The following is a 24,272-nucleotide window of genomic DNA, read 5'->3' on the forward strand; positions in this document are numbered from 1 at the left end:
GGGGGGGGGGGGGGAGAGAAGGGGGGCCGCCCTTTTTGTGGTGTTTTCTTCTTGGGTTTCCCTCCCGTTGTTTGGGGGGACTTTGTGTGGGGGGTCCCCCCCCCCCCCCCCCCGGCCCAGCCCGGCACCGGCCCCTACGGGGCGCTGGGCTCGCCCGACGCCAACGGCATCAGACTGCCGAGCGGCTTCACCAGCCGCGTCATCGCCCGCTCCGGCCAGACCGTCTCCGGCACGTCGTACACCTGGCACAACGCCCCCGACGGCGGCGCCTGTTACGCGGACGGCTCGGGCTGGATCTATGTCTCCAACTCCGAGATCAACCCCTCCGGCGGCGCGAGCGCGGTGAAGTTCTCGGCGACGGGCGCGGTCACGGGCGCGTACCGCATCCTCTCGGGCACCCGGCAGAACTGCGCCGGCGGCAGGACGCCGTGGAACACCTGGCTGTCCTGCGAGGAGGTGTCCCTCGGATACGTCTACGAGACCGACCCCTGGGGCACGAACGCGGCGGTACGCCGGGCCGCGATGGGCCGCTTCAAGCACGAGGCGGCCGCCGCCGACCCGGTGCGCAAGGTGGTCTACCTGACCGAGGACGAGACCAACGGCCGCTTCTACCGCTTCGTCCCGACGACGTGGGGCGACCTGTCCGCCGGCACGCTCCAGGTCATGGTCGCGGGCAGCAGCACGTCCGGCTCCTTCACCTGGGCGAACGTCCCCGACCCGGACGGCTCACCGACCGCCACCCGCTCCCAGGTCTCCGGCTCCAAGTCCTTCAACGGCGGCGAGGGTTGCCACTACGCCGACGACACGGTGTGGTTCACGACCAAGGGCGACAACCGCGTCTGGCAGGTCAACCTCACGTCGAACACCTACGAGTTGGCGTACGACGACTCCCTCGTCACCTCCGGCACGGCCCCCCTCACCGGGGTCGACAACATCACCGGCTCCTCGTCGGGCGACCTGTTCGTCGCGGAGGACGGCGGCAACATGGAGATCTGCGTGATCACCCCGAACGACGTCATCGCCCCGTTCCTGCGGATCGACGGCCAGTCGGGCTCGGAGATCACGGGCCCGGCGTTCTCCCCGGACGGAAAGCGCCTCTACTTCTCCAGCCAGCGCGGCACCAGCGGCAGTTCGTCGGGCGGGATCACGTATGAGGTGACGGGACCCTTCCGCACATAGCGATTACGAAACAGACACATCTCCTCCACATTAGGTCACCGGGCATTACGGTCATCCCCTCACGCAGCACCAGTGGGGGGATGACATGACCCATCCGTACACCTCGGCACCCTTGCCGCAACCGGCCTCGCGCCCGGCCCCCAAGTGGGCCCGGAAACGCTATGTGCTCCCCGCGCTGGCCTTCGCCTTCTTCGTGGGCATCGGCGCGGGCGGCGCATCCGGCGACGACTCGAAGAACACCGAGGCCAAGCCCAAGGCGGCTTCACCACAGCCCACGGTCACCGTCACCGCGACCACGACGGCACCGGCCGAGGAACCCGAACCGGCGCCGACGGTGACCGCCACGAAGACGATCAGAGCCACCACGACGGTCACGGCGGCGGCTCCCGCCGCGGACAGCGGCACCGTCGCCGACGACGACAGCGACGGCGGCTCCTCCGGCGGCGATGTCTACTACGGCAACTGCAGCGCCGCCCGGGCCGCCGGGGCCGCGCCGGTGTACGCGGGCGACCCCGGCTACGGCCGTCACCTCGACCGGGACGGGGACGGCGTGGGCTGCGAGTGATGTCTCCCGGTCACTGGGTCGGAGAGTCGGGCGGCGGGAGACGGTAGGTGAGCTCCAGGTCGACGGAATCGACGCCGTCGACCGCCTCCAGAGCGGGTATCCGGTCCTGGGCGACGGTGCCGGAGAGCGTGCCGAGGATCGGCTGCTCGCCCGTGACCGTCAAGCCGGCCTGCCGCAGGGCTTCGACGACTTCCACGAACCGGTCGGGGTCGACCGCGAGGACGACCCCGACCGGCCCGGACCGGGACGACTCGGTCACGGGGCCTGGAGCAGGCCGGCGCCGACGTCCCTGAGAGGCTGCATCAGCGGGAACGCGCCGGACTTCATGGTGGCCATGAGATCGGCCGCGGAGGCGTTGGGGTTCGCCTCGACCAGCAGCGCGAGGACACCCGCGACATGCGGTGTGGCCATGCTCGTGCCGCTCAGGCTCTGGTGGCCGCCGCCGGGGGCGGCCGAGTGCACGTCCCGGCCCGGCGCGGCGATGTTGACCTCGCCGCCCTGGCCGTTGATGCCGCCGTTGGAGAAGAAGGACGGGGTGATGGACTTGTCGAGCGCCGCCACCGCGAGGATGGAGGGGCAGTTGGCGGGTCGGCTGACCGGCTCGATACGCGGGGGCCTGCGGCTGTCGTTGCCCGCGGCGGCGACGATCACCGTCCCGCGTTCGAGTGCGCGCTTGGCCAGGATCTCGTAGGTCTGCGGGAACAGCTCACCCGGCCGGACGAAGGCACCGAGCGACATGGAGATCACCCGCGCACCGCGGGAGACCGCCCAGGCCATGCCGGCGAGGATCTGGCCGTCGGTGCCGCTGCCCGCGTTGCTGAGCACCTTCCCCGCGAGGATCCGCGCGTCGCACGCCACGCCGTAGCGGGGCCCCTGCTGGGGGTGGGCCGGACCGGCGACGGTGCCGATGCAGTGCGTGCCGTGGCCGTTGCCGTCCTCCACGGTCTCGCCGAGCACGAAGGACATCGTCTCCTCGAGACAGCCGACCAGGTCGGGGTGGTCGGTGTCCACGCCGGTGTCGAGGACGGCGACCTTCGCACCGCGTCCGGTCAGATGGGACAGGTTGGACCGGATGGCCTGCAGACCCCACGTCCAGGCCTGCTCGTCCCAGGCGGGGCCCTGTGCGGCGGCCATTTCGGCCCTGGAGTGACGGACCACCACGTCCTCGTCGCTGCGGTACGCCGGGAAGAACTCGGTCGGCGCCTGCGTGGGGGCGGTGATCGGCATGGCGTACACCATGCGCTCCGGCTCCGCCGCGATGATCGTCGGTTCGGCCTCGGCCGTGGTCACCAGCGCGTGGCGCTGCTCGGGCCGCACCTCGACCACGGCGGCGCCGAGTTCCTCGAACTGCACCGAGACATCGGGGTTCTCCAGCAGTGCGGAGACGTTCCCGACTTCGGATCCGCGGACACGTTCGACGTTCGCTATGCCTGCGGAGGAGCGCAGCGCGTTCAGTCCGCTCTCCTGGTTGCTCTGGTCGAGCAGGACCACGTACCGGCCGGTGTACTCCGTGCCCTGGCCGGAAGCGTGGCCGTTGGGCCGGTCGGGCTGTCCGCCGAAGGCGCGCCTGTCCATGGGGCCGTTCGCCATTGAATTTCCCGCTTTCTGTGTGCTCCCCCGTTGTTTGGACGCACGCCGATGCACGGAGCGGCAGGTAGCCGGGAATGGTGGAGTGTGGTTCGGGTTCGGTCCTGATCGACGCGAATCGTGATCGACGCGAAGTGCCGTGGCCCACGAGGACGTCCCTTGCCGGACCCTCGGCACGACCCCCTCGAACACGGTCGCACCGGATACCCCGGCTCGCAACATCACCCCTGGCCGGGGCCGGTCCGCCGGCCCCGATGACCGCCCGCCGCGATGCCGCTTGCGGCGGACGGTCTCTTCACCGGTGCCGGCTCACTTCACATCGACGAAATCGGCCGAGCCGGTCGTGCCCACGGTGAGGCTCGTGCCCGCGAAGTCGTAGCGGTACGTGCCGTCCGCGGTCGCCTTCACGGTGGTCGTGGCCCAGCCGTTGCGGTCGGTCTTGATCTTCTTCAGCGTCACGAAGGCGCCGGTCGTGCCCTTGCGGTACTGGAGCAGCACCTGGTGCCCGATGAGGGGCACGTTCTTGCGCGTCTCCCAACTGGCGACGGTCATCCGGGCCTTGACCGTGAGGTTCTTGCCCTTCGTCACCTGCTGCGGGGTGGCGACGGTCTGGGACATGTAGGTCTGGCGCTTGATGCGTGCGAGGTAGGCGCCGTCCCCGCGGGTGACGTTGCCGGCGCCGTCGGTGGCCACGGGCGTGATGGTCCAGACACCGGCGAGGGCGTTGCTGCGGAGGTTGGTGTTCGGGTCGGCGGTGACGAGGGCCTCGCACACGGAGGTGGTCTCGTTGATCTTCACGCAGTGGCTGGACCCGACCAGGACCCCGTCGGCGTTCGCCCGGTCCGCTCCGTGCCACAGCTCGTACGACACGCTCTGCACGCCGGACGGGTCGCTGACCGTCGCGGAGACCGAGAACACCCTCTTCTTCGCGGCCTCGACGCCGACGGTGTAGTCGCGGTCGTGGTTGACATCGATGTTCCAGAACGTCGTGCCCGAGTCGTCCTGGTCGGCCGCGGCCGGAACGGCGAAAGCGGCCACGGCCAGGACGGCGCTGAAAGCGGCGGCAGTGGCGGTGGTGGCAGTGGCGCGTCTGCGCATGGTGTGGTTTCCCCCCACGTCTGTGAATTGAGTGGTGACTTCACCCGCATCAGACAAGGGGGGTGTCCGGGGGGTTGTGCACCCTGAGCGGCCCGGCCCAGCTCTTAACCCTGCGGTCGCCTCGGGTTGGCGGAATCACGGGTTACCGGCCAACTTTCACCCACGGCTGGTGGCGGTTCAGCGGCAACCAGCGCCGCCAGACGCGGCAGGGGGCGGCATCTCCGCACAGGGTGTATGGCTGGCTTCCTGACCTGGGAAGCCAAGCGCCGCTACGGTTGCGGCATGGGGGATCCGGGCACGAAACGCGGCCGTACAGGTGGTGCGATGCGCCGGTGCAGCAGCCGGCGAGTCGCTGGCGCAGACGGCGGTTTGCAGCAGGTCACACCGCCGCAGCTACCGCGGCTGGAAGGCGGTCATCAAGTTTAGTTCTCCTTGCACTGTTTGCGGCGGACACCCCGACGGTCACGGGCAGCCCCGGTCGACCGGATTCGGCCCCGTCAACGGACCCCCTATTCGCGCGCACTGAGGCGGCATCGACGATCACGGAGCTCCAGTCGAGTCCGCCACGGGCTCGGATTCGTCCAGAACCACGCGGTGCAGCCGACGCCACACACCGGATGCGGTCCAGACGGAGAACCTCCGGTGAGCCGTCGCCGGCGACACTCCGAACGTCGGTGGCAGATACCGCCACGCGCACCCGCTCGTCAGCATGTACACGACGGCCGTGAACACGGCACGTTGGTCGATCGGCGCGGTACCACCGCCCTGCGGGCGCGAGCGGAAGGACGGCAGTACCCGGCTCGACCAGTGCCCATAGATCATCCGGCACGAGCCGCTGCGACAGATCCCCACCCATGACGACCATCATGATGCTGCTGCCGGGTAGCCCCTGGCGGCGGCTATGCAGGCGTTGGGCCGGGTGCCCCCGCGACCTCAGAATGGATACATGGCTCCTCTTCCCATCGACCGGCGCCCACTGAACGCCGACGAGCGCGCAGTACTTGAGCACATCCTGTCGGGGGAGTTCGTCGGCGCCTCGCAACTGCGGAGTCAACTGGACCACACCGAGGTGATCGCCGTCTGGGGGGCCGACTCCGTGAGCGTCGACCTGCAGGTCCGCGAACCTTGCGAGCATGCAGCACTGCCGGAAGCGCTCGTTCCTGTAGACGGGCAAGTCCATGACCCGTCCGGCGCCTACGTCGGCGAGATCCTCGTGTGGACGGACCGGGGAACCACGCTCGCAGCCCTGGAGTTCGCCTGGGTAACCGACGAGATGCCTGCGTCGCTCCCGGCCATTGTGGACGGTCGGCTCAGCTGGCCAGCCTGACAGGCTGTCCCCACCCTGAGCGCCCATGGCCCTACCAAGGACAAGATCGCCACGTGAGACACCGTCTTAGGGGTATTGATCACGATCGTCCTCGAGCGCACGGGTCCACCGGCGTTTGCTGGCCATTCATTCCGTGTTGCGGGCCCGGGTAACGTTCCCCTCGCACTCCTTCGCCATGTCCCATGCGCCTCTGGTGTTGGCCGTCAGGTCGTTGTCCTCGATCACGCCGCCGCCACCCTCGTAGATCCATACCGCCTCATATGCGTTGCGGTTGATGCGGTTGGCGCGCAGGGTGGGGTTGCCGCCCGTCCTGATCTCCACACCCGCCCTGGTGTTGCCGGTGATGTCGTTGTCCTCCAGCGTGCCCATACCGTTTTCATAGACGTTGACGCCGACATACTTGCCATCGTGAATCTGGTTGCGGCGCAGGGTGGGGTTGCCGCCCGTCCTGATCTCCACACCCGCCAGGGTGTTGCCGGTGATGTCGTTGTCCTCCAGCGTGCCCATACCGTTGTCATAGACGTAGACGCCGACCTGCTTGCCATCGTGGATCTGGTTGCGGCGCAGGGTGGGGTTGCCGCCCGTCTTGATCGCCACGCCCGCCAGGGTGTTGCCGGTGATGTCGTTGTCCTCCAGCGTGCCCATACCGTTGTCATAGACGAGGACGCCGGACGACTTGCCATCGTGGATCCGGTTGCGGCGCAGGCGTGGGTCGGCGCCGTTGCGGATGGCGACGGCGGCGAGGCCCTGGCTGCTGATGTCGCAGCCTTCGAGTTCCAGCCGCCCTTGGGTGATGTCCACGCCGTACCAATTACCGCCGGTCTGGCGCAGGGTCAGGTTTGTGACCCTGCCGATGCTGGTCCGGAACATCAGCGCGTCGGCGTCGTGGGCACGGATCTGGATGTCCGCGACGGGGCCGTCGCCGAGGATTTCCAGGGGCTTGTCGACCACCAGGCCCTCTTCGTACAGGCCCGGTCGGACCAGGATCCGGTCACCGGGATTCGCGGCGTTGATCGCCGCGCTGACCGTGGTGAAGTCTCCCCGGTGATAAGGGTCCACCACATGGGTCGGAGGCTCGGCCTTGGCCATGACCGCGGCCTTGGCCATGCCATCCGTCTGCTCCGTGGACCCGGCTGCTGCTCTGGTGGCTTCCGCAGTCCCGGCGGAGCGCGCCCGGGTGGTAGCGGGCGGATGCCAGAACGTATCCCGCATGCGCGACGCCAACTGCGCAAGGGCCTTGCGCACCAGCGGTGAGGTGAATGGCTCGAACCGCAGTTCCCGCCAGTCGGCGTACTGCCGGGAGGCCAGCACCCGGGCCAGCTCGTCGGCCTCTCGCAGAACAGGATCGTCCAGCTCCCGGGCACTGATGTAATACACAGGAAGGATCAGGTCCGAGCGGACCAGCTCCTTCTCCCGCTCCAGGAACCGTGCCACCTCCGCCCGGCAGGCCGGGCTGCGGAACAAGCTCGGCGTCATGATGACAAGTAACAGTGTGACCTCGTCCAGCGCCTCGTCGATGCGCTGCTGCCAGTTCTGCCCCCAGGCGACGTCGTTGCGATCCTGGAAGATAGAGAATTCCTCGCCTGTCTGTGCGCGGACCTCGGTGCCCAGCCGTTCCCGGAGCTGGGTGAGCAAACCGTCATCGTGCTCGTCATTAAAACGGACATAACTCATGAACGCCGCAGGCTTACCGGACATGGCATCCCCCTCCCCGCCACAACCTGTGAATTCTGGCACACCGGGCCAGCCCGTCCTCTGCGAATCCCACAACGGCAGTCGCACATGCGGCACTTGTGCAGCGATGTGCAGCAGCCCTTCGGCGCGGGCGAGCGCGGCATGGACGGCGTCGCGCTGGAGGCGGAGGTAGATCGCCACGGTCTCGTTCTCGGCGATCTCCTTGTCGAGGTGCGCCAGGATCGCGCGAAGGGGCTAGGGATCCGAAGGTGAATCGTTCACGTGTTCGATACTAGCTTGAGGGCCTCTTTACGAGACCGAGGCAAGGCGCCACCGTTGAGGTACGCCTGCACACGGGGGACGCCATGCCCGAACGCCCTGGTCCACCTGATGACTTTGAAGGGTTCTACAGCGCAACCCAGCGCGATCATTCACGACTGCCCTCTACCTGAAGCCGGCGTGGATCGGCGCACTCATCATGCTGCCGACGTCGCTGGCCCTGTTGGGTGTGGGCCTATACCTCGTCACAGAAGACGTCATCGGCAAGACGGGAGACGTCATCGGCCTGATCTGTTCAGCACTCGGCGCCGTCTGCGGCATCGGGCAAATTGTGGTCGCCGTGCTCTCGTACGCCCTTCAGCGACGCGACCAGCGACGCGACGATTCCACAAGCTGACTCCCGTCACCGCCCCCGTCGTTGGATGGAGGAGGGCACAACGAGGGCACAACGACGTCACACGGGCCCAAGGGCAGCCAACGCCATTTTCCCTGGTCAGCGACGTACCTTGGACAATCTCGGCAGCTGACGCACCGAAGGGCGGCACCTCCGCACAAGGTGCCGCCCTCCTTCGTGATCCGGAGCCGCCGCCCATCGGTCTTGAGGGTCGGGGACGGGCGGCGGCTCCGGGGATCGGTGGCCGTCGGGCCTATCGGTGGTCGCTGCCCTCCGACTGGGTCGCCGCGCGGCCCGCCTCGAGCCGCGCGACCGGGATCCGGAACGGCGAGCAGGAGACGTAGTCCAGGCCGACCTCGTGGAAGAAGTGCACCGACTCCGGGTCACCGCCGTGCTCGCCGCAGACGCCGAGCTTGAGGTCGGGGCGGGTCTCCCGGCCGGCCCTCGCGGCGGCGGCGACCAGGGAGCCCACGCCGTCCCGGTCGATCGTCTCGAACGGGGAGACGCCGAAGATGCCCTTCTCCAGGTAGGCCGTGAAGAACGAGGCCTCCACGTCGTCCCGGCTGAAGCCCCACACCGTCTGGGTGAGGTCGTTCGTGCCGAAGGAGAAGAACTCCGCCGCCTCGGCGATCTGACCGGCGGTGAGGGCGGCGCGCGGAAGCTCGATCATCGTGCCGATCGACAGCTTCAGCTTCGTACCCGTCGCCGCCTCGACCTCCGCGATGACCTGGTCGGCCTCCTCGCGGACGATCTCCAGCTCCTGGACGGTGCCGACGAGCGGGATCATGATCTCGGCGCGCGGGTCGCCCTTGGCGTTCTTGCGCTCGGCGGCTGCCTCGGCGATGGCCCGGACCTGCATGGTGAACAGGCCGGGGATGACGAGGCCGAGGCGTACACCGCGCAGACCCAGCATCGGGTTCTGCTCGTGCAGCCGGTGCACCGCCTGGAGCAGGCGCAGCTCGTTCTCGTGCGGCTCCTGGCGGGACTCGGCCAGGGCCACGCGGACCGACAGCTCGGTGATGTCGGGCAGGAACTCGTGCAGCGGCGGGTCCAGCAGACGGACCGTGACCGGCAGGCCGTCCATCGCCGCGAACAGCTCCACGAAGTCCTTCTTCTGGAGCGGGAGCAGCGCCTGCAGGCTCTCCTCGCGCTCGTCCTCCGAGTCCGCCAGGATGAGCCGCTCGACCAGCTCACGGCGGTCGCCGAGGAACATGTGCTCGGTACGGCACAGACCGATGCCCTGGGCGCCGAACCGACGGGCCCGCATCGCGTCCTCGGCGTTGTCCGCGTTGGCGCGCACCCGCAGCCGCCGCTTGCGGTCGGCGAACGCCATGATCCGGTGCACGGCCTCGACCAGCTCGCCGGCGTCCTGGGCACCGGCGTGCATCCGGCCCTCGAAGTACTCCACGACCGGGGAGGGGACCACCGGGACCTCGCCCAGGTAGACCTTGCCGCTCGACCCGTCGATCGAGATGACGTCGCCTTCCTCGACCACGTGCCCGCCGGGGACGGTCATCCGGCGCCGCTTGGTGTCGACCTCCAGCTCCTCCGCGCCGCAGACACAGGTCTTGCCCATGCCGCGGGCGACCACGGCCGCGTGGGAGGTCTTGCCACCGCGGGAGGTCAGGATGCCCTCGGCCGCGATCATGCCGTCGAGGTCGTCGGGGTTGGTCTCCCGGCGGACCAGGATGACCTTCTCGCCCGAACGCGACCACTTCACCGCGGTGTACGAGTCGAAGACCGCCTTGCCGACCGCCGCACCCGGCGACGCCGCGATGCCCCGGCCGACCTGCTCGACCTTCGCCTCGTCGTCGAACTTCGGGAACATCAGCTGGGCGAGCTGGGCGCCGTTGACGCGCTGGAGCGCCTCCGCCTCGTCGATGAGGCCCTGGTCCACGAGCTGGGTCGCGATACGGAAGGCCGCGCCCGCCGTGCGCTTGCCGACGCGGGTCTGGAGCATCCACAGCTGACCGCGCTCGATCGTGAACTCGATGTCGCAGAGGTCCTTGTAGTGGTTCTCCAGCGTCTCCATGATCTGCATCAGCTGGTCGTACGACTTCTTGTCGATCTGCTCCAGCTCCGCGAGCGGCACGGTGTTGCGGATGCCCGCCACCACGTCCTCGCCCTGCGCGTTCTGGAGGTAGTCGCCGTAGACGCCCTGGTGGCCGGAGGCGGGGTCACGGGTGAAGGCGACGCCCGTGCCGGAGTCGGGGCCCAGGTTGCCGAAGACCATGGAACAGACGTTGACGGCCGTGCCGAGGTCGCCGGGGATGCGCTCCTGACGGCGGTACAGCTTGGCGCGGTCGGTGTTCCAGGAGTCGAAGACCGCGTGGATGGCGAGGTCCATCTGCTCGCGCGGGTCCTGCGGGAAGTCCCGGCCGGCCTCCTTCTTGACGATCTTCTTGAAGGAGGTGACCAGCTTCTTGAGGTCGGCGGCCTCCAGGTCGGTGTCGACCGTGACCTTCTTGGCCTCCTTGGCCTTCTCGAGGGCCTCCTCGAAGAGGTCGCCCTCGACGCCGAGGACCGTCTTGCCGAACATCTGGATGAGGCGACGGTAGGAGTCCCAGGCGAACCGCTCGTCGCCCGCCTGCTCGGCGAGGCCCTTCACGGACTTGTCGGAGAGTCCGATGTTGAGGACCGTGTCCATCATTCCGGGCATGGAGAACTTCGCGCCGGAACGGACCGAGACGAGCAGAGGGTTGTCGGCCTGGCCGAGCTTCTTGCCCATGCGGGACTCGAGGGCGTCGAGGTGCGCACTCACCTCGTCACGCAGTGCCGCGGGCTCCTCGCCGCTGTCGAGGTAGACCTTGCAGGCTTCTGTCGTGATCGTGAAGCCGGGGGGAACGGGAAGCCCCAGGTTGGTCATCTCCGCGAGGTTGGCGCCCTTGCCACCCAAGAGGTCCTTGAGGTCTTTGTTTCCCTCGGTGAAGTCGTAAACGAACTTCGCTACGTGGGGTTCTTTGTTTTCCGACACGGTCTCGACTCCCTCGAGGACGTGGTGGCTGCCCTGACGGCGAGGAACATACCCAGATCGAAGGCGCCTGGGTACGTCTACTCATGCGTCATGCGCCTGTAACCACCCGTCCGCCAGAGGATCGAAAGTCAAAGGTTGGCAAGCGCTGACACGCGGATGTTTTCACTTCTTGAACGCAAGAGCGCCCACAGGTGCGGGTTTTCGCTCAGATGAGCAGCCATACCGCACGTCTGATTTCGATCGATGAACGATCAAGGGGTGGCACGGAGTGCCACCCCTTGGAGAAGTGCAGTCGCTCAAGATCCGCTCATCTGAGCGCAACCCTTATCAAGGGTGGCGAGAATCACGCTGCCACAGCGGACGGGATTTCACCATGCGGACGTGCGTCCGGGACGGAAACACCCTCGTCACACGCCCAGCGTGACCAGCCGTTCCTCCACCCGCTCCGGTGCATAGAGATGCTCCACGACCAGCGCCCCGGCCCCGATCAGCCCGGCGCGCTCCCCCAGCCGCGAGGTCACCACGTCCAGATGAGCGGTGGAGCGCGGCAGCGCCCGCTGGTACAGCAGCTCCCGCACCCCGGTGAGGAAGGGCGTTCCGGCCAGATCCCCGGCGATCATCAGCACCCCGGGGTTGAGCAGGGTCACGACGGTCGCCAGCACGTCCCCGACCTGGCGCCCGGCCTCGCGTGCCAGCGCGGCCGCCCCGGGGTGCCCGGCCGCCAGCAGGTCCCGCACATCTGAGCCGGAGGCCGCCGGCACCCCGTCCTCGGCCAGCCGCCGGGCCACGGCGCCGCCACTGGCGACGGCGGCCAGACAGCCGTACGAACCGCACCGGCACCGCACGTCGGCGCCCACCCGGATGTGCCCGATGTCGCCCGCGCCGCCGTCGATGCCCCGGTACACGGAGCCGTCCACCACGACCCCCGCGCCTATTCCGGTCGACACCTTGACCAGCACGAACGCCGAGCACCGCGGATATCCCGTGCGCTGTTCGCCGTACGCCATGAGGTTGGCGTCGTTGTCGACGAGGACCGGCACCGGCGCGGCCCCCGTCCGCTCGCTGAAGGCGCGTGCCAGTCGCCCTCTTATGTCGTAGCCGTCCCAGCCGGGCATGATCGGCGGCTGGACGACCCGGCCGGTCTCGCTGTCCACCGGCCCCGGCACCGCGAGCCCGATGCCGCACACCTCCTCGGCCCGCCGCCCGGCCTTCTCCAGCAGCTCGGCGAACCAGTGCGCCAGCTCGTCCAGCACCGTCTCCGGCCCGTCCTCGACGACCAGCGTGCCGCTGTGCTCGGCGAGGATCTCGCCGGTCAGCGACAGTACGGCGGCACGCGCGTGCCGGGTCTCGAGGTCAGCGGCCAGGACGACGGCGTGGGCGTCGTCGAACTCCAGGGTGATGGAGGGGCGTCCGCCCAGCGGGGAGTCCACCGGACCGCCGGCCCCCTCGCGCAGCCAGCCGGCCCGGAAGAGGCGGTCGAGGCGCTGGCCGACGGTGGCACGGGACAGTCCGGTGGCCTGCTGAAGCGCTCCGCGTGTGACGGCCCGTCCGCTCCGCACCAGTTCGAGCAGTTCCCCGGAACTCGCCTGACCCCGTGCGCTCATGCACACCCCCTTGTGTTTCTCAAGCTTGCATTACATGCTGGGTTTTGCGTGTTAAATAGACGTAACTCTAGTGTGGCACCGACCGAACCGGTCGGCCTGACGTCTTTCGGGGAGCCCCGAAGTGGATCGCACCGCTCAACTCACCGCCCGCCCTGCGGCCCGTGACATCGCATACGATCCGCCCCCGGCGGCCGATCCCCGGCACCTCGGCGCCGCCCGGGTGCTGGAGGCCAACTGGACCGGCACCTCGACGGTGCCCTCGCTCAGTCTGTATCCGCACCAGTGGTCCTGGGACTCGGCGTTCATCGCGATCGGCCTTCGGCACCTCTCGCCGTTACGGGCCCAGACGGAGCTGGAGACGCTGTTCGACGCCCAATGGGGTGACGGGCGCGTCCCGCACATCGTCTTCAACCCCTCCGTGCCGCTCGACGCATACTTCCCGAGCCCCGACTTCTGGCGCTCCTCCACCGCGGGGCGGGCCGCGGGCGCCCCGCGCACCGTACAGACCTCCGGCATCGTGCAGCCACCGGTGCACGCGCTGGCGGCCTGGCTGGTGCACCGCGCCGACCCCGGGCTGTCCCGGGCGCGTGGCTTCCTCGCCCGGATGTATCCCCGCCTCGCCGCCTGGCACCGCTATCTGCTGCACCGGCGCGACCTCGGCGGGGGCGGCCTCGCGTCGGTGGTGCACCCCTGGGAACAGGGCATGGACAACAGCCCCTGCTGGGACGCGCCGCTGAGCCGGGTCACGCCGGCCCCGGCCCGCTCCTTCCGCCGCGCCGACCTCGCCCACGGCGCCCCCGAGGACCGGCCGACGGATGTGGACTACGGACGCTATGTACGGCTGGCGACGGACTACCGGGATGGGCGGTACACAGACGGAACGGGCGACTTCGCCGTCGAGGACCCGGCGTTCAACGCCCTGCTCATCGCCTCCGAGCACGCGCTGGCCCGGATCGCGGGGGAGCTGGGGGCGACGGGCACGGCCCGGCACGCGCGCGCCGAGCGCCTGACGGCCGCGCTGATCGAGCGCATGTGGGACCCGGCGCGGGAGATGTTCCTCTGCCACGACGTGCGGACGGGCGAGCTCATCGCCGAACGCGGCGTCGCGGGCCTGATCCCCCTCCTCCTGCCCACCCTCCCGCGCGACATCGCCACCGCCCTGGTCCGCACCGCCCGCGGCCCGCACTTCGGCCTCGGCGACACGACCCGCCTCGCCCCGTCGTACGACCTTCTCGGCGAGGCCTTCGACCCGCACCGCTACTGGCGCGGCCCGGCCTGGTTCAACACCAACTGGCTGCTGGAGCGCGGCCTGCGCACCCATGGCGAGCGAGAGCGCGCCGACGCCCTGCGCGAGGCGGTGCTGGAGCTCGCGGTCGCCTCCGACTTCGCCGAGTACGTCGACCCGTACACCGGCGAGGCATGCGGGGCCACCGGCTTCGGCTGGACGGCCGCGCTCACGCTCGATCTGCTGCACGACGTCGAGGAGCTCAAGGAACTCAAGGGAGGGAACCGGGGATGACGGACCGTCATCATCTGCTCGTGTACGGGGGGACGTTCGCCGCCGTGGGCGACAGCGGGGACATCAGCGGCGTACGGGCCGCCGGCTCCCCGGAGGGGTTGTTCGTGCGCGACGCACGGCACTTGAGCCGCTGGCAGCTCACCGTGGACGGAGCGGTGCCCGAGGCACTCAGCCCGGTCGCCGACGGGGACACCGCACGCTGTGTGCTCGTCCCGCGCGGCGGCCGCGACGAGCCCCCGGCCTACACGCTCTTCCGTGAACAGGCCGTGGGGGAGGGCTCGTTCATCGAGTCACTGCGGGTGACCAGCAACCGCCCGGTGCCGACCACGATCCGCCTCGCGGTCACCGCCGACGCCGACTTCGCCGACCAGTTCGAGCTGCGCTCGGACCACCGCACCTACACCAAACCCGGCGCCACCCGCTCCCGCCAGGTCCTCGACCACGGCGTGGAGTTCGGGTACCGGCGAGGCGAATGGCGCTCGGTGACGACGGTGACGACGGACCCGTCCCCCGACGCCGTGGAGGAGACGGGGACCGGCGCCCGGCGCATGGTCTGGACCCTGGACCTCGCTCCGCACAGCACGGCGGAGCTGACCCTCCGGGTGATGGCGCGCCCTCACGGCGACAAGCGCGCGCTGCGCGTCCCCCGCTCCCCCGCGGCCCTGTCCGGCCAACTCCTCTCCCTGGAGGGTGAGTTCGTGGAGGGGGTGGCCTTCCCGACGGGCTGGCCCGAGCTGGCCGCCGCCTGCGCGCGGGGCCTGGCCGATCTGGCCGCGCTCCAGGTCCCGGCGACGGGCCCCGACGGCGAGGAACTGCGCGTCCCCGCGGCGGGAGCCCCCTGGTTCCTGACCCTCCTGGGCCGCGACGCCCTGCTCACCTCCCTGTTCGCCCTCCCCTACCGCCCCCGGCTGGCCGCCGCCACACTGCCCGCGCTGGCCGCGACGCAGGCGACGGAGACGGGAGCCGACGCGGTCTCCCAGCCCGGCAAGATCGTGCACGAGGTACGGCAGGGCGAGCTGGCGCACTTCGGGCAGGTGCCGTTCGGCCGCTACTACGGCTCGGTGGACGCGACGCCGCTGTTCCTGATCCTGCTCGGCGCGTACGTGGAACAGACCGCCGACACCGCCCTGGCCCACCGCCTTCAGCCGCACGCCCGCGCGGCGATCGGCTGGATGCTGGACCACGGCGGGCTCACCACCCGCGGCTATCTGGTCTACCGCGCCGACCAGGGCGGCCTGGCCAACCAGAACTGGAAGGACTCCCCCGGCGCCATCTGCGACTCCGACGGCACCCGCCCGTCCGGCCCCGTGATGGCGGCGGGCGCCCAGGGCTACGCCTACGACGCCCTGCGCCGCACGGCATGGCTGGCCCGCACGGTGTGGCAGGACGAGACCTACGCGGCCCTGCTGGAACAGGCGGCGGCCGACCTGCGGGACCGTTTCCAGCGGGACTTCTGGATGCCGGAGCACTCCTTCCCCGCCCTGGCGCTGGACGGCGCGGGCCGTCAGGTGGACGCGCTCGCCTCGGACGCGGGGCATCTGCTCTGGTCCGGCCTGCTGGACAAGGAGTACGGCGAGCTGGTGGGCCACCGGCTGCTGGAAGCGGACTTCTTCTCCGGCTGGGGCGTGCGCACCCTCGCCGCAGGACAGCCGGCCTACCACCCCCTCTCCTACCACCGCGGCTCGGTCTGGCCGCACGACAACGCGCTGATCACCCTGGGCCTGGCCCGCTACGGCCTGCACGACGAGGCCCGCACGGTCGCCCACGCGTTGGTCGACGCGGCGACGACGACCGGCCACCGTCTGCCGGAGGTCCTGGCGGGCTACGGCCGCGACACCCACGCGGAGCCGGTGCCGTACCCCCACGCGTGCGTACGTGAATCCCGCTCGGCGGCGGCACCGTTGGCGCTGCTCACGGCGGTGGGCGGGGCATAGACCGTGTCCGCACACGGACGGCGGCGGGCCGGTTGGCCCGCCGTTTGCCGTGTGTTTGCCCAGCGCTGGGGCACGGTGGCTGAACATGGGCGCAGGCCGGGCCGTACGAGGGGATGGCGGGCCCCAGCCTCCCCAGCGCGGCCCGCCACACCACTGCAGCAGGGGCCTCGCACGGAAGGACCTTCGGGTGCCTGTCTTCACGCGCTTTCGTCAATCGACCGGTACGAGCGATGACTTGACCGACGAGACGCCCGTCAGCGAGGAAAAGCCGGAGGAACCACAGCCCACGGGCCCCGCGGCCGCCGACGGCGAGGAGACTCCGCAGGAGGCACCCGCACCTGGCGACGACAGCCCCGTTGCCGCCTGGCTCCGTGATCGCAGGAAGTACCTCGGCTGGACCCTGACCCTCCTGGCCGCCGCCCTGATCCACGTCTGCCTCCAGATGCCGAACACCCTGGGCAACCTCAGGCTCAGAGAGTTCGTACGCCTCCCCGCGGAGGCCGTCATCGGAGCCGCCGTGCTCCTCAGCCTCCCCCGTCGCCCCCGGCTGATCACCGCGGCCGTCACCGGCGCCGCCCTGGGCGTGCTGACCATCCTGAACTTCCTGGACATCGGCTTCAGCGAATACCTGGGCCGGCACTTCAACATCGTCCTGGACTGGGAACTCCTGGACGACGCGCAGTCGTACACGAAGGACTCCATGGGCGGCACGACCACGGTCCTGCTCACCATCGGCCTCATCCTCCTCGCCGTACTCCTGATAGCCCTCGTCGCCCTGGCCACCGTGCGAGTGGCCAACGTCCTGGCCCGGCACAAGACGGAGGCCTCCAAGGGCGCCCTGATCGCCGGCACCGTCTGGATCACCTGCACGGCGTTCGGCGTGCAGATCGCCGGTGTGCCGATCGCGGCGGACCACACCGCCGGTGTCGTGAAGGTGCACGCCCGCCGGGCGATGGACACCCTGCGCGACGAGGCGCAGTTCGCGAAGGACGCGAAGGCCGACACGTTCGGCAACACACCGCCCGCCCAACTCGTCCCCGACCTGCGCGGCAAGGACGTCGTCTTCGCGTTCATCGAGAGCTACGGCCGCAGCGCCCTGGAGGACCCGGAGATAGCCCCCGGCGTCACCGGCACGCTCGACACCGGCACCGAGGCCCTGGCCAAGGCCGGCTTCCACGCGAAGAGCGGCTGGCTGACGTCGGCGACCTTCGGCGGCAACAGCTGGCTGGGCCACTCCACCACGCTGTCCGGCCTGTGGATCGACAACCAGCAGCGCTACCGCACCGTCATGGCCAGCGACCACCTCAGCCTCACCAGCGTCTTCAAGAAGACCGGCGAATGGGACACCGTCGGCGTGATGCCCGGTGTGCAGAAGGCCTGGCCGGAGCAGAAGTACTACGGTCTGGACAAGGTCTACAACGCCTTCCAGCTCGGCTACCGGGGACCGAAGTTCAGCTGGTCGACGATGCCCGACCAGTACGCCCTGGAGGCGTTCCAGCGCCAGGTCCACGGCAAGGAGCGCGACAAGCCCCTGATGTCGGAGATCATCCTGACCTCCAGCCACCAGCCCTGGGCGCCCATCCCGAAGCTGGTCGACTGGGACGACCTGGGCGACGGCGCGGTCTTCAAGCCCATCCAGAAGGCGGGCACCAAGCCGGCGGACATCATCTCCGACTCCACCCGCTCCAAGCAGGAGTACGGCAAGTCGATCTCGTACTCCGTCACCAGCCTCACCCAGTGGCTGGAGCGCTACGGCAGCGAAGACACCGTCATGGTGTTCCTCGGCGACCACCAGCCGATGTCCCGCGTCAGCGGCACCAAGGCCAGCCGTGACGTCCCGATCTCGATCGTCGCCAAGGATCCCGAGGTCCTGGACAAGATCGGCTCGTGGAACTGGGCGGACGGCCTCCAGCCCACCTCCAAGACCCCGGTCTGGAAGATGAGCTCCTTCCGCGACCGCTTCCTGAAGGCGTACGGCTCGACCCCGAGCCCGTCGAAGTAGCCCTCAGCCGCCGGAGGTGTCCAGCTCCGCTTCCTCGCTCACACCGGCACAGTCATACGGATCCTTCAGCCACCCGTCCGGCAGCACCACCCGGTTGTTGCCGGACGTACGGCCGCGGGGTCCGTCGGCGCCCAGCGGCCAGCCCTGGTCGAGGTCCAACTCCTCCAGCCCGCCCCGCAGTTCCTGGAGCGACGAAGTGATCGCCAGCCGCTTGCGCATCTCCGAGCCGACCGCGAAGCCCTTCAGGTACCAGGCGACATGCTTGCGGAAGTCGATGACGCCCCGCGCCTCGTCCCCGATCCACTCCCCGAGCAGCGTGGCGTGCCGGACCATGACCTCGGCGACCTCGCGCAGGGTCGGCCGCGCGATGTCCGCCGTACGCCCTTCGAAGGCCGCGACCAGATCCGAGAACAGCCAGGGCCGCCCCAGGCAGCCGCGCCCCACCACGACCCCGTCGCACCCGGTCTCACGCACCATGCGCACCGCGTCCTCGGCCGACCAGATGTCGCCGTTCCCGAGCACGGGAATCTCCGGCACATGCTCCTTCAGCCGCGCGATGGCGTCCCAGTCGGCCGTGCCGCCGTAGTGCTGGGCGGCCGTACGGCCGTGCAGCGCGATGGCCGTCACGCCCTCCTCGACCGCGATCCGTCCGGCGTCGAGGTAGGTGATGTGGTCGTCGTCGATGCCCTTGCGCATCTTCATCGTGACCGGCAGATCGCCCGCCCCGCTGACCGCCTCCCGCAGGATCGCACGCAGCAGGTTCCGCTTGAACGGCAGCGCGGACCCGCCGCCCTTCCGGGTCACCTTCGGGACGGGGCAGCCGAAGTTCAGGTCGATGTGATCGGCCAGCCCCTCCTCCGCGATCATGCGGACGGCCTTGCCGACGGTGGCCGGGTCGACGCCGTAGAGCTGGATCGACCGAGGCTTCTCGCTCTCGTCGAAGTGGATCAGCTGCATGGTCTTCTCGTTGCGCTCGACCAGCGCCCGAGTGGTGATCATCTCGCTGACGAACAGCCCCTTGCCCCCGGTGAACTCACGGCACAACGTGCGAAAGGGCGCGTTGGTGATACCGGCCATCGGCGCCAGGACGACGGGCGGCTGGACGGTGTGGGGGCCGATCCGCAGGGGAGCGGCGGCGGGCGGGGCGGTCATGGGCATCCACCCATTCTCACGTACCGAAGGGGGTGCGGCGAAATTCATTAGTTAGGCGTACTATTCAAGGATGCCGGAGCTCAGTCCCCGCCGCCGGATGCTGGTCCTCGCGATCTGCTGCATGAGCCTGCTGATCGTGAGCCTCGACACCACGGCCCTCAACGTCTCCCTGCCCTCGATGCAACGCGATCTCGGCGCGAGCACCTCGGGCCTGCAGTGGACGATCGACGCCTACACACTCGTCCTGGCCTCCCTGCTGATGCTGGCCGGCTCCACGGCGGACCGGATCGGCCGCAAACGGGTCTTCATGACCGGCCTGGTCCTGTTCACCATCGGCTCGGCGCTGTGCTCCGTCGCCCCGACCCTGGACTCGCTGATCATCTTCCGGATGATCCAGGCGGTGGGCGGTTCGATGCTCAACCCGGTCGCGATGTCGATCATCACCAACACCTTCACGGACCCGCGCGAGCGGGCCCGGGCGATCGGCGTCTGGGGCGGGGTCGTCGGTATCTCGATGGCCGCCGGACCGCTGGTCGGGGGCCTGCTCGTGGACGGGGTGGACTGGCGCGCGATCTTCTGGGTCAACCTGCCGGTGGGCCTGGCCGCCCTGCTGCTCACCCTCCGCTTCGTTCCCGAGTCCCGTGCCCCCAAGGCCCGCCGTCTCGACCCGGTCGGCCAGCTCCTGGTGATCGCGCTGTTCGGCTCACTGACGTACGCGATCATCGAGGCGCCGAACGCCGGGTTCCCGTCGATCCTGCCGTTCGCGGCGCTCGCCCTCGCCGCTCTGCTGGGCCTGCTCCGGTACGAGCCGCGGCGCGCCGAGCCCCTCATCGATCTGCGGTTCTTCCGGTCGGCGCCGTTCAGCGGGGCGACGGTGATCGCGATCGGCGCGTTCGCGGCGCTGGGCGGGTTCCTGTTCCTGTCGACGCTGTACCTGCAGAACGTACGCGGACTGGACGCCCTGCACGCGGGCCTGTGGATGCTGCCGATGGCGATGCCGATGTTCCTGTGCGCGCCGTTGTCCGGGCGGCTGGTCGGCAGTCGGGGGCCGCGGCTGTCGCTGGTGGTCGCCGGTGTGGCGATGACGTCCAGCGCCGCGTTGTTCGCCCTCTTCGACGCCGAGACGTCCAATGTCACGCTGATCCTCGGGTACGCCCTGTTCGGCATCGGGTTCGGGTTCGTGAACGCGCCGATCACGAATACGGCGGTGTCCGGGATGCCGCGTGCGCAGGCCGGGGTCGCGGCCGCCGTGGCCTCCACGAGCCGTCAGATGGGTCAGACGCTCGGGGTGGCGGTGGTCGGGGCGGTGCTGGCCTCCGGGGTGGGGGCGTCGTCGTACAGGGAGACGTTCGTGTCGGCCGCGGTGCCGGGGTGGTGGATCATCACGGGGTGTGGGCTGGTGGTTCTTGCGGTGGGAGCGGTGACGAGTGGGCCGTGGGCACGTCGGACTGCTGAACGTACGGCTGAGACGCTGGAGTCTGCTGAGATTCGCGGTGCGTCTCGGGTTGTTGCGTAGTTCGGCGGCCAACGGTTCGTAGGGGCTGGTCCCACGCGGCGGAGCCGCATATCCAGATCAGTCCCGCGCCTCTTCAAGGGCGATTTCGTGCAGCTTCTCGAGGCGTGCTCTCGATTCCTCGTCCGCCGGCACATAGGTGACCATCCTCGGCCCCACCTCCGGGCTCAGCCACAGGTCGGTGTGGTCGACCACGACCCGGCCCACATGGCGGTTGAGGAACTCCTTGCGCTTGCCGCGATGGGACACCACCTCATGCCGTTCCCACACCTCGCGGAACTCGGGTGATTCCGTGCTCAGTCGCTTCAGGAGCATCTTCCAGGCGGGCTCGGCGAGGTGGCCGGCCATCGCGGCGCGGAAGCGGGCGGCCATCAGGCGTTGGACCTCCTCCAGGTGCACGATCGAGGACTGCCACTCCTGGTGCGTGTACGACAGGATCAGGCAGTTGCGGTCCTCGGGCGGCACCGCCTCCAGGTCGCACAGCAGCAGACCGTAGGTGCGGTTGTGGGCGAGGATGTCGTACCGGCTGTTCTGGAGGCAGGCCGGATAGGGCTCCAGCTGCTCCAGTACGGCCCGCATGGCGGGGGTCACCGACGGGCAGGTCGTCGCGGGGGTCGGGTCCACCGCCCCGGCCAGCTGGAAGATGTGGGAGCGCTCGCTGGGGTCGAGCATCAGGGTGCGGGCGAGGGCGTCGAGGACCTGGACCGAGACCTGGATGTCCCTGGCCTGTTCGAGCCACGTGTACCAGGTGATGCCGACGGCCGAGAGCTGGGCGACCTCTTCGCGGCGCAGTCCTGGTGTGCGGCGTCGGCGGCCGCGGGGCAGGCCGACCTGCTCGGGGCTGATGTGCTCGCGACGGTGGCGCAGGAACTCGGCGAGTTCGTGGCGCCGCACCGCCGAGGCGGCTTGCGCCCGCGGGGGCGGGGTGACCGTCTCCTGTGCCATGGTCGTCATGCCTCCAGCCTGCCGCCGTCCGGACCCTGTTGCCAGGTGGTTCTTCTACCAGGATAAGGACACTCTGGTACCACTCTCAGAACCGCCGCAGTCTCGTAACCGTGACCGAAACCATCACTGCCCACAAGGCCCGGACGACCGCGGCGCCACCCTCGCTCGGCGGCCTCGGCCTCTTCACGGTGCTGCTCGCGGCGGCACTTCCCCTCATCGACTTCTTCATCGTCAACGTCGCCCTGCCCACCATCGGCCACGACCTCGCGGCGAGCGAGGCCGTGCTCGAACTGGTCGTGGCGGGCTACGGGTTGGCGTACGCCGTGCTGCTCGTCCTCGGCGGGCGGCTCGGTGACCTGTTCGGCAGGCGGCGCCTCTTCCTCGGCGGCATGGCGGCCTTCGGACTGACCTCGCTGGCATGCGGGCTCGCACCCAGTGCGTGGACGCTCGTCGCCGCTCGGGTGGCGCAGGGCGCGGCGTCGGCGGCGATGCTGCCGCAGGTGCTGGCCACCATTCAGGCGGCCACCAGCGGTCAGCGCCGCGCGAAGGCCATGAGCCTGTACGGCGCGACGGCCGGCCTGTCGATGGTGGCCGGGCAGATCCTCGGCGGCGTCCTGGTCGCGGCGGACATCGCGGGCACCGGCTGGCGCTCGGTGTTCCTGGTGAACGTACCCGTCGTGCTCGTCGGCCTCTTCCTGGCCGCCCGTGCGGTCCCGGAGACCCGCTCCCAGCACCCGGAACCGGTCGACGGGCCCGGCACGGTGCTGCTCGCCGCCGCCCTGCTCGCGTTGCTGGCCCCGCTCACCGAGGGCCGGGCGGCGGGCTGGCCGCTGTGGACGTGGCTGTCGCTGGCGGCGTTCCCGTTGGTGGCGGCGGCGTTCTACGCGGTGGAGCGCAGGGCGGACCGCGCGGGCCGTACGCCGCTGGTGCCGCCGAGCCTGTTCGCGCTGCTGTCCCTGCGGCGCGGTCTGGTGATGATCGTGCCGTTCTCGATCGGCTTCAGCGGCTTCATGTTCGTGATCGCGGTGGCGCTGCAGCAGGGGGCGGGGCACGGCCCGGTCCAGGCGGGGCTGGCCCTGGTCCCGATGGCGGTGGCGTTCTTCTTCGTCTCCCTGGCCGGCCCGCGGCTGGTGGCCCGCTACGGCACCCGCGTCGTGACCGCCGGTGCGGCGATCCAGGGGGTGGGCGTGGCGCTGATCGCCCTGGCGGCCTGGCGTTCCTGGCCGCATCTCGGCCTCCCCGAACTGCTGCCGGGTGCCGCGATCGCCGGTGCGGGCCAGGCCCTTCAACTCCCCGTCGTCTTCCGGATCGTCCTGTCCGAGGTGCCGCCGGCGCGGGCCGGGGTGGGCGGCGGGGTGATGATCACGACCCAGCAGTCGTCGTTGGCGCTGGGTGTGGCGACCCTGGGCACGCTGTTCCTCTCCCTGGTCCCGGGGGCGGGCATGCGGGACGCCCTGATCACAACTCTGCTGGTCCAACTGGCCGGAGTGGTGCTGACGGGCCTGCTCAGCCTGCGTCTGCCGCGCACCGTCGGCTGAATGAGTTGTGAGGGTGTGGCCACAGGTTGGTCAACGCGCCGGGGAAGAGTCCCTGTTGATGTTGGTCTTGCTGCACACTCCTTGCTGCGCGAGGGCGCGCACGAAGACTCGATGTCCTGGGACGCTGGAGGCGTCATGCTGGAGATCAACACGAGCAAGGTGAGCCGCTGGGACCACCACGGGCGCGAGCACGTCGTACGAGTACAGCGCAAAGGCGCGCAGCGCTCGATCAGATGCGACACCTGCGGCTGGCGCAAGAGCGCGCAGTTCCTGCCGTGGCTGAAGGCGGAGGAGCACCTGGCGGAGGCCCACCAGGCCACGGTTGACCCGACGGAGGCCCAGTCCGACCGATGACCCACGCCCGATGAGCGGCATCCGCCGGTACCGCCCCGAGGACCGGGCGGCCGTCGAGGACATCTGCGTCCGCACGGCCCACGAGGGCGGCGACAGCCGACCGCACTACCGGGATCCCGGCATCTTCCCGGCGGCCTTCGCGCTCCCCTACGTCGTGCTGGAACCGGATCTCGCGTCCGTCCTGGACGACGGGGCGGGCCGGGCGGTCGGCTACATCCTGGGCGCCGCGGACACCCCGCGCTTCGTGACGGCATTCCGCACCGAGTGGCTGCCCGTGGCGGCCGTGCGCCACCCAGAGCCGTCCGGCCCCCCGACCACCCCGGACGAGCGGATGATCGGCCTTCTGCACCACCCGGAGCGCATGCTCGTCCCGGAGGTCGCGGGCTACCCGGCCCACCTCCACATCGACCTGCTTCCGGCGTGGCAGGGCCAGGGCCACGGCCGTGCGCTGATGCGCACCCTGCTGCGGGCCCTCCACGACAGGGAGGTCCCGGCCGTCCATCTCTCCATGGTCACGGCCAACACCCCGGCCAGGGCCTTCTACGACCGCCTCGGCTTCCACGAGATCGACGTCCCGGACCCGGGCCCGGTCACCTACCTCGGACGCACGACGGGCGATTCGGACCGCCTGTGA

General features: G+C 69.9%; 20 protein-coding genes. 11 read left to right on the forward strand and 9 right to left on the reverse strand.

All coding sequences use genetic code 11. The features are described from left to right. Positions 1-84 precede the first annotated feature (84 nt). Both ACFQ6S_RS18440 and ACFQ6S_RS18445 read left to right on the forward strand, forming a co-directional pair. Entirely contained in the window at positions 85-1,179 is a 1,095-nt protein-coding gene (locus tag ACFQ6S_RS18440) for an alkaline phosphatase PhoX (RefSeq protein ID WP_383410310.1), read from the forward strand. A gap of 85 nt (positions 1,180-1,264) precedes the next feature. Next, a complete protein-coding gene (locus ACFQ6S_RS18445; RefSeq protein WP_383410313.1) occupies positions 1,265-1,744 on the forward strand; it encodes an excalibur calcium-binding domain-containing protein in 480 nt (159 codons plus the stop codon). Between the two features lie 10 nt (positions 1,745-1,754). Here the strand turns inward: ACFQ6S_RS18445 and ACFQ6S_RS18450 are convergent, their stop codons facing one another. The 4 genes from ACFQ6S_RS18450 to ACFQ6S_RS18465 form a co-directional block, all read right to left on the reverse strand. Then, positions 1,755-2,003: a hypothetical protein gene (locus tag ACFQ6S_RS18450; RefSeq protein WP_383410316.1), complete on the reverse strand. Its 249-nt coding sequence runs from the start codon at positions 2,001-2,003 to the stop codon at positions 1,755-1,757. Beyond that, positions 2,000-3,319: a S8 family serine peptidase gene (locus ACFQ6S_RS18455; RefSeq protein WP_383410319.1), complete on the reverse strand. Its 1,320-nt coding sequence runs from the start codon at positions 3,317-3,319 to the stop codon at positions 2,000-2,002. Before ACFQ6S_RS18455 ends, ACFQ6S_RS18450 begins: the two co-directional genes overlap by 4 nt. A gap of 321 nt (positions 3,320-3,640) precedes the next feature. Next, positions 3,641-4,429 carry a hypothetical protein gene (locus ACFQ6S_RS18460; protein ID WP_383410321.1) on the reverse strand — a complete coding sequence of 263 codons (789 nt, stop codon included), beginning with the start codon at positions 4,427-4,429 and terminating at the stop codon, positions 3,641-3,643. Between the two features lie 540 nt (positions 4,430-4,969). Then, entirely contained in the window at positions 4,970-5,251 is a 282-nt protein-coding gene (locus ACFQ6S_RS18465; RefSeq protein WP_383410323.1) for a transposase, read from the reverse strand. A 124-nt stretch (positions 5,252-5,375) separates the two neighbouring features. Here ACFQ6S_RS18465 and ACFQ6S_RS18470 point away from each other — a divergent pair, with 124 nt between their 5' ends. Further along, on the forward strand, positions 5,376-5,756 hold the full coding sequence (locus tag ACFQ6S_RS18470) for a hypothetical protein (RefSeq protein ID WP_383410326.1): 381 nt from the start codon (positions 5,376-5,378) through the stop codon (positions 5,754-5,756). 126 nt (positions 5,757-5,882) lie between these two features. Here the strand turns inward: ACFQ6S_RS18470 and ACFQ6S_RS18475 are convergent, their stop codons facing one another. Further along, on the reverse strand, positions 5,883-7,631 hold the full coding sequence (locus tag ACFQ6S_RS18475) for a right-handed parallel beta-helix repeat-containing protein (protein ID WP_383410328.1): 1,749 nt from the start codon (positions 7,629-7,631) through the stop codon (positions 5,883-5,885). A gap of 277 nt (positions 7,632-7,908) precedes the next feature. Here ACFQ6S_RS18475 and ACFQ6S_RS18480 point away from each other — a divergent pair, with 277 nt between their 5' ends. Continuing rightward, positions 7,909-8,106, forward strand: a complete 198-nt coding sequence (locus tag ACFQ6S_RS18480) for a hypothetical protein (RefSeq protein ID WP_383410331.1) — start codon at positions 7,909-7,911, stop codon at positions 8,104-8,106. A 250-nt stretch (positions 8,107-8,356) separates the two neighbouring features. Here the strand turns inward: ACFQ6S_RS18480 and ppdK are convergent, their stop codons facing one another. Continuing rightward, positions 8,357-11,077: a pyruvate, phosphate dikinase gene (gene ppdK / locus ACFQ6S_RS18485; RefSeq protein WP_383410334.1), complete on the reverse strand. Its 2,721-nt coding sequence runs from the start codon at positions 11,075-11,077 to the stop codon at positions 8,357-8,359. A gap of 407 nt (positions 11,078-11,484) precedes the next feature. Beyond that, positions 11,485-12,681, reverse strand: a complete 1,197-nt coding sequence (locus ACFQ6S_RS18490) for an ROK family protein (RefSeq protein ID WP_383410337.1) — start codon at positions 12,679-12,681, stop codon at positions 11,485-11,487. 121 nt (positions 12,682-12,802) lie between these two features. Here ACFQ6S_RS18490 and ACFQ6S_RS18495 point away from each other — a divergent pair, with 121 nt between their 5' ends. The 3 genes from ACFQ6S_RS18495 (at position 12,803) to ACFQ6S_RS18505 (ending at position 18,136) form a co-directional block, all read left to right on the forward strand. Next, complete coding sequence (locus ACFQ6S_RS18495; protein ID WP_383410340.1) at positions 12,803-14,200, forward strand: trehalase family glycosidase; 1,398 nt, start codon at positions 12,803-12,805, stop codon at positions 14,198-14,200. Further along, on the forward strand, positions 14,197-16,134 hold the full coding sequence (locus ACFQ6S_RS18500; protein WP_383410343.1) for a glycogen debranching N-terminal domain-containing protein: 1,938 nt from the start codon (positions 14,197-14,199) through the stop codon (positions 16,132-16,134). Before ACFQ6S_RS18495 ends, ACFQ6S_RS18500 begins: the two co-directional genes overlap by 4 nt. A gap of 187 nt (positions 16,135-16,321) precedes the next feature. Further along, positions 16,322-18,136 carry a CDP-alcohol phosphatidyltransferase gene (locus tag ACFQ6S_RS18505; RefSeq protein ID WP_383410346.1) on the forward strand — a complete coding sequence of 605 codons (1,815 nt, stop codon included), beginning with the start codon at positions 16,322-16,324 and terminating at the stop codon, positions 18,134-18,136. Positions 18,137-18,139: 3 nt separating this feature from the next. Here the strand turns inward: ACFQ6S_RS18505 and dusB are convergent, their stop codons facing one another. Further along, positions 18,140-19,294, reverse strand: coding sequence for a tRNA dihydrouridine synthase DusB (dusB, locus tag ACFQ6S_RS18510; protein ID WP_383410348.1), 1,155 nt, complete (start codon positions 19,292-19,294; stop codon positions 18,140-18,142). 64 nt (positions 19,295-19,358) lie between these two features. On the opposite strand from dusB, the gene ACFQ6S_RS18515 reads away from it, so the two are divergent. Further along, positions 19,359-20,804, forward strand: coding sequence for an MFS transporter (locus tag ACFQ6S_RS18515; protein ID WP_383410351.1), 1,446 nt, complete (start codon positions 19,359-19,361; stop codon positions 20,802-20,804). Positions 20,805-20,861: 57 nt separating this feature from the next. Here the strand turns inward: ACFQ6S_RS18515 and ACFQ6S_RS18520 are convergent, their stop codons facing one another. Beyond that, positions 20,862-21,755 (reverse strand): helix-turn-helix transcriptional regulator, encoded by an 894-nt coding sequence (locus ACFQ6S_RS18520; RefSeq protein WP_383410355.1) that lies wholly within the window; start codon positions 21,753-21,755, stop codon positions 20,862-20,864. Positions 21,756-21,856: 101 nt separating this feature from the next. Between ACFQ6S_RS18520 and ACFQ6S_RS18525 the strand changes: the two genes are divergently transcribed. From ACFQ6S_RS18525 to ACFQ6S_RS18535, 3 genes are all read left to right on the forward strand, one after another. Next, positions 21,857-23,284 carry an MFS transporter gene (locus ACFQ6S_RS18525; RefSeq protein WP_383410358.1) on the forward strand — a complete coding sequence of 476 codons (1,428 nt, stop codon included), beginning with the start codon at positions 21,857-21,859 and terminating at the stop codon, positions 23,282-23,284. A gap of 135 nt (positions 23,285-23,419) precedes the next feature. Next, positions 23,420-23,638 carry a hypothetical protein gene (locus tag ACFQ6S_RS18530; protein WP_383411279.1) on the forward strand — a complete coding sequence of 73 codons (219 nt, stop codon included), beginning with the start codon at positions 23,420-23,422 and terminating at the stop codon, positions 23,636-23,638. 10 nt (positions 23,639-23,648) lie between these two features. After that, positions 23,649-24,272 (forward strand): GNAT family N-acetyltransferase, encoded by a 624-nt coding sequence (locus ACFQ6S_RS18535; protein WP_383410361.1) that lies wholly within the window; start codon positions 23,649-23,651, stop codon positions 24,270-24,272.

It is taken from the genome of Streptomyces sp. NPDC056479 (genome assembly GCF_042795335.1).
Classification (GTDB): domain Bacteria; phylum Actinomycetota; class Actinomycetes; order Streptomycetales; family Streptomycetaceae; genus Streptomyces.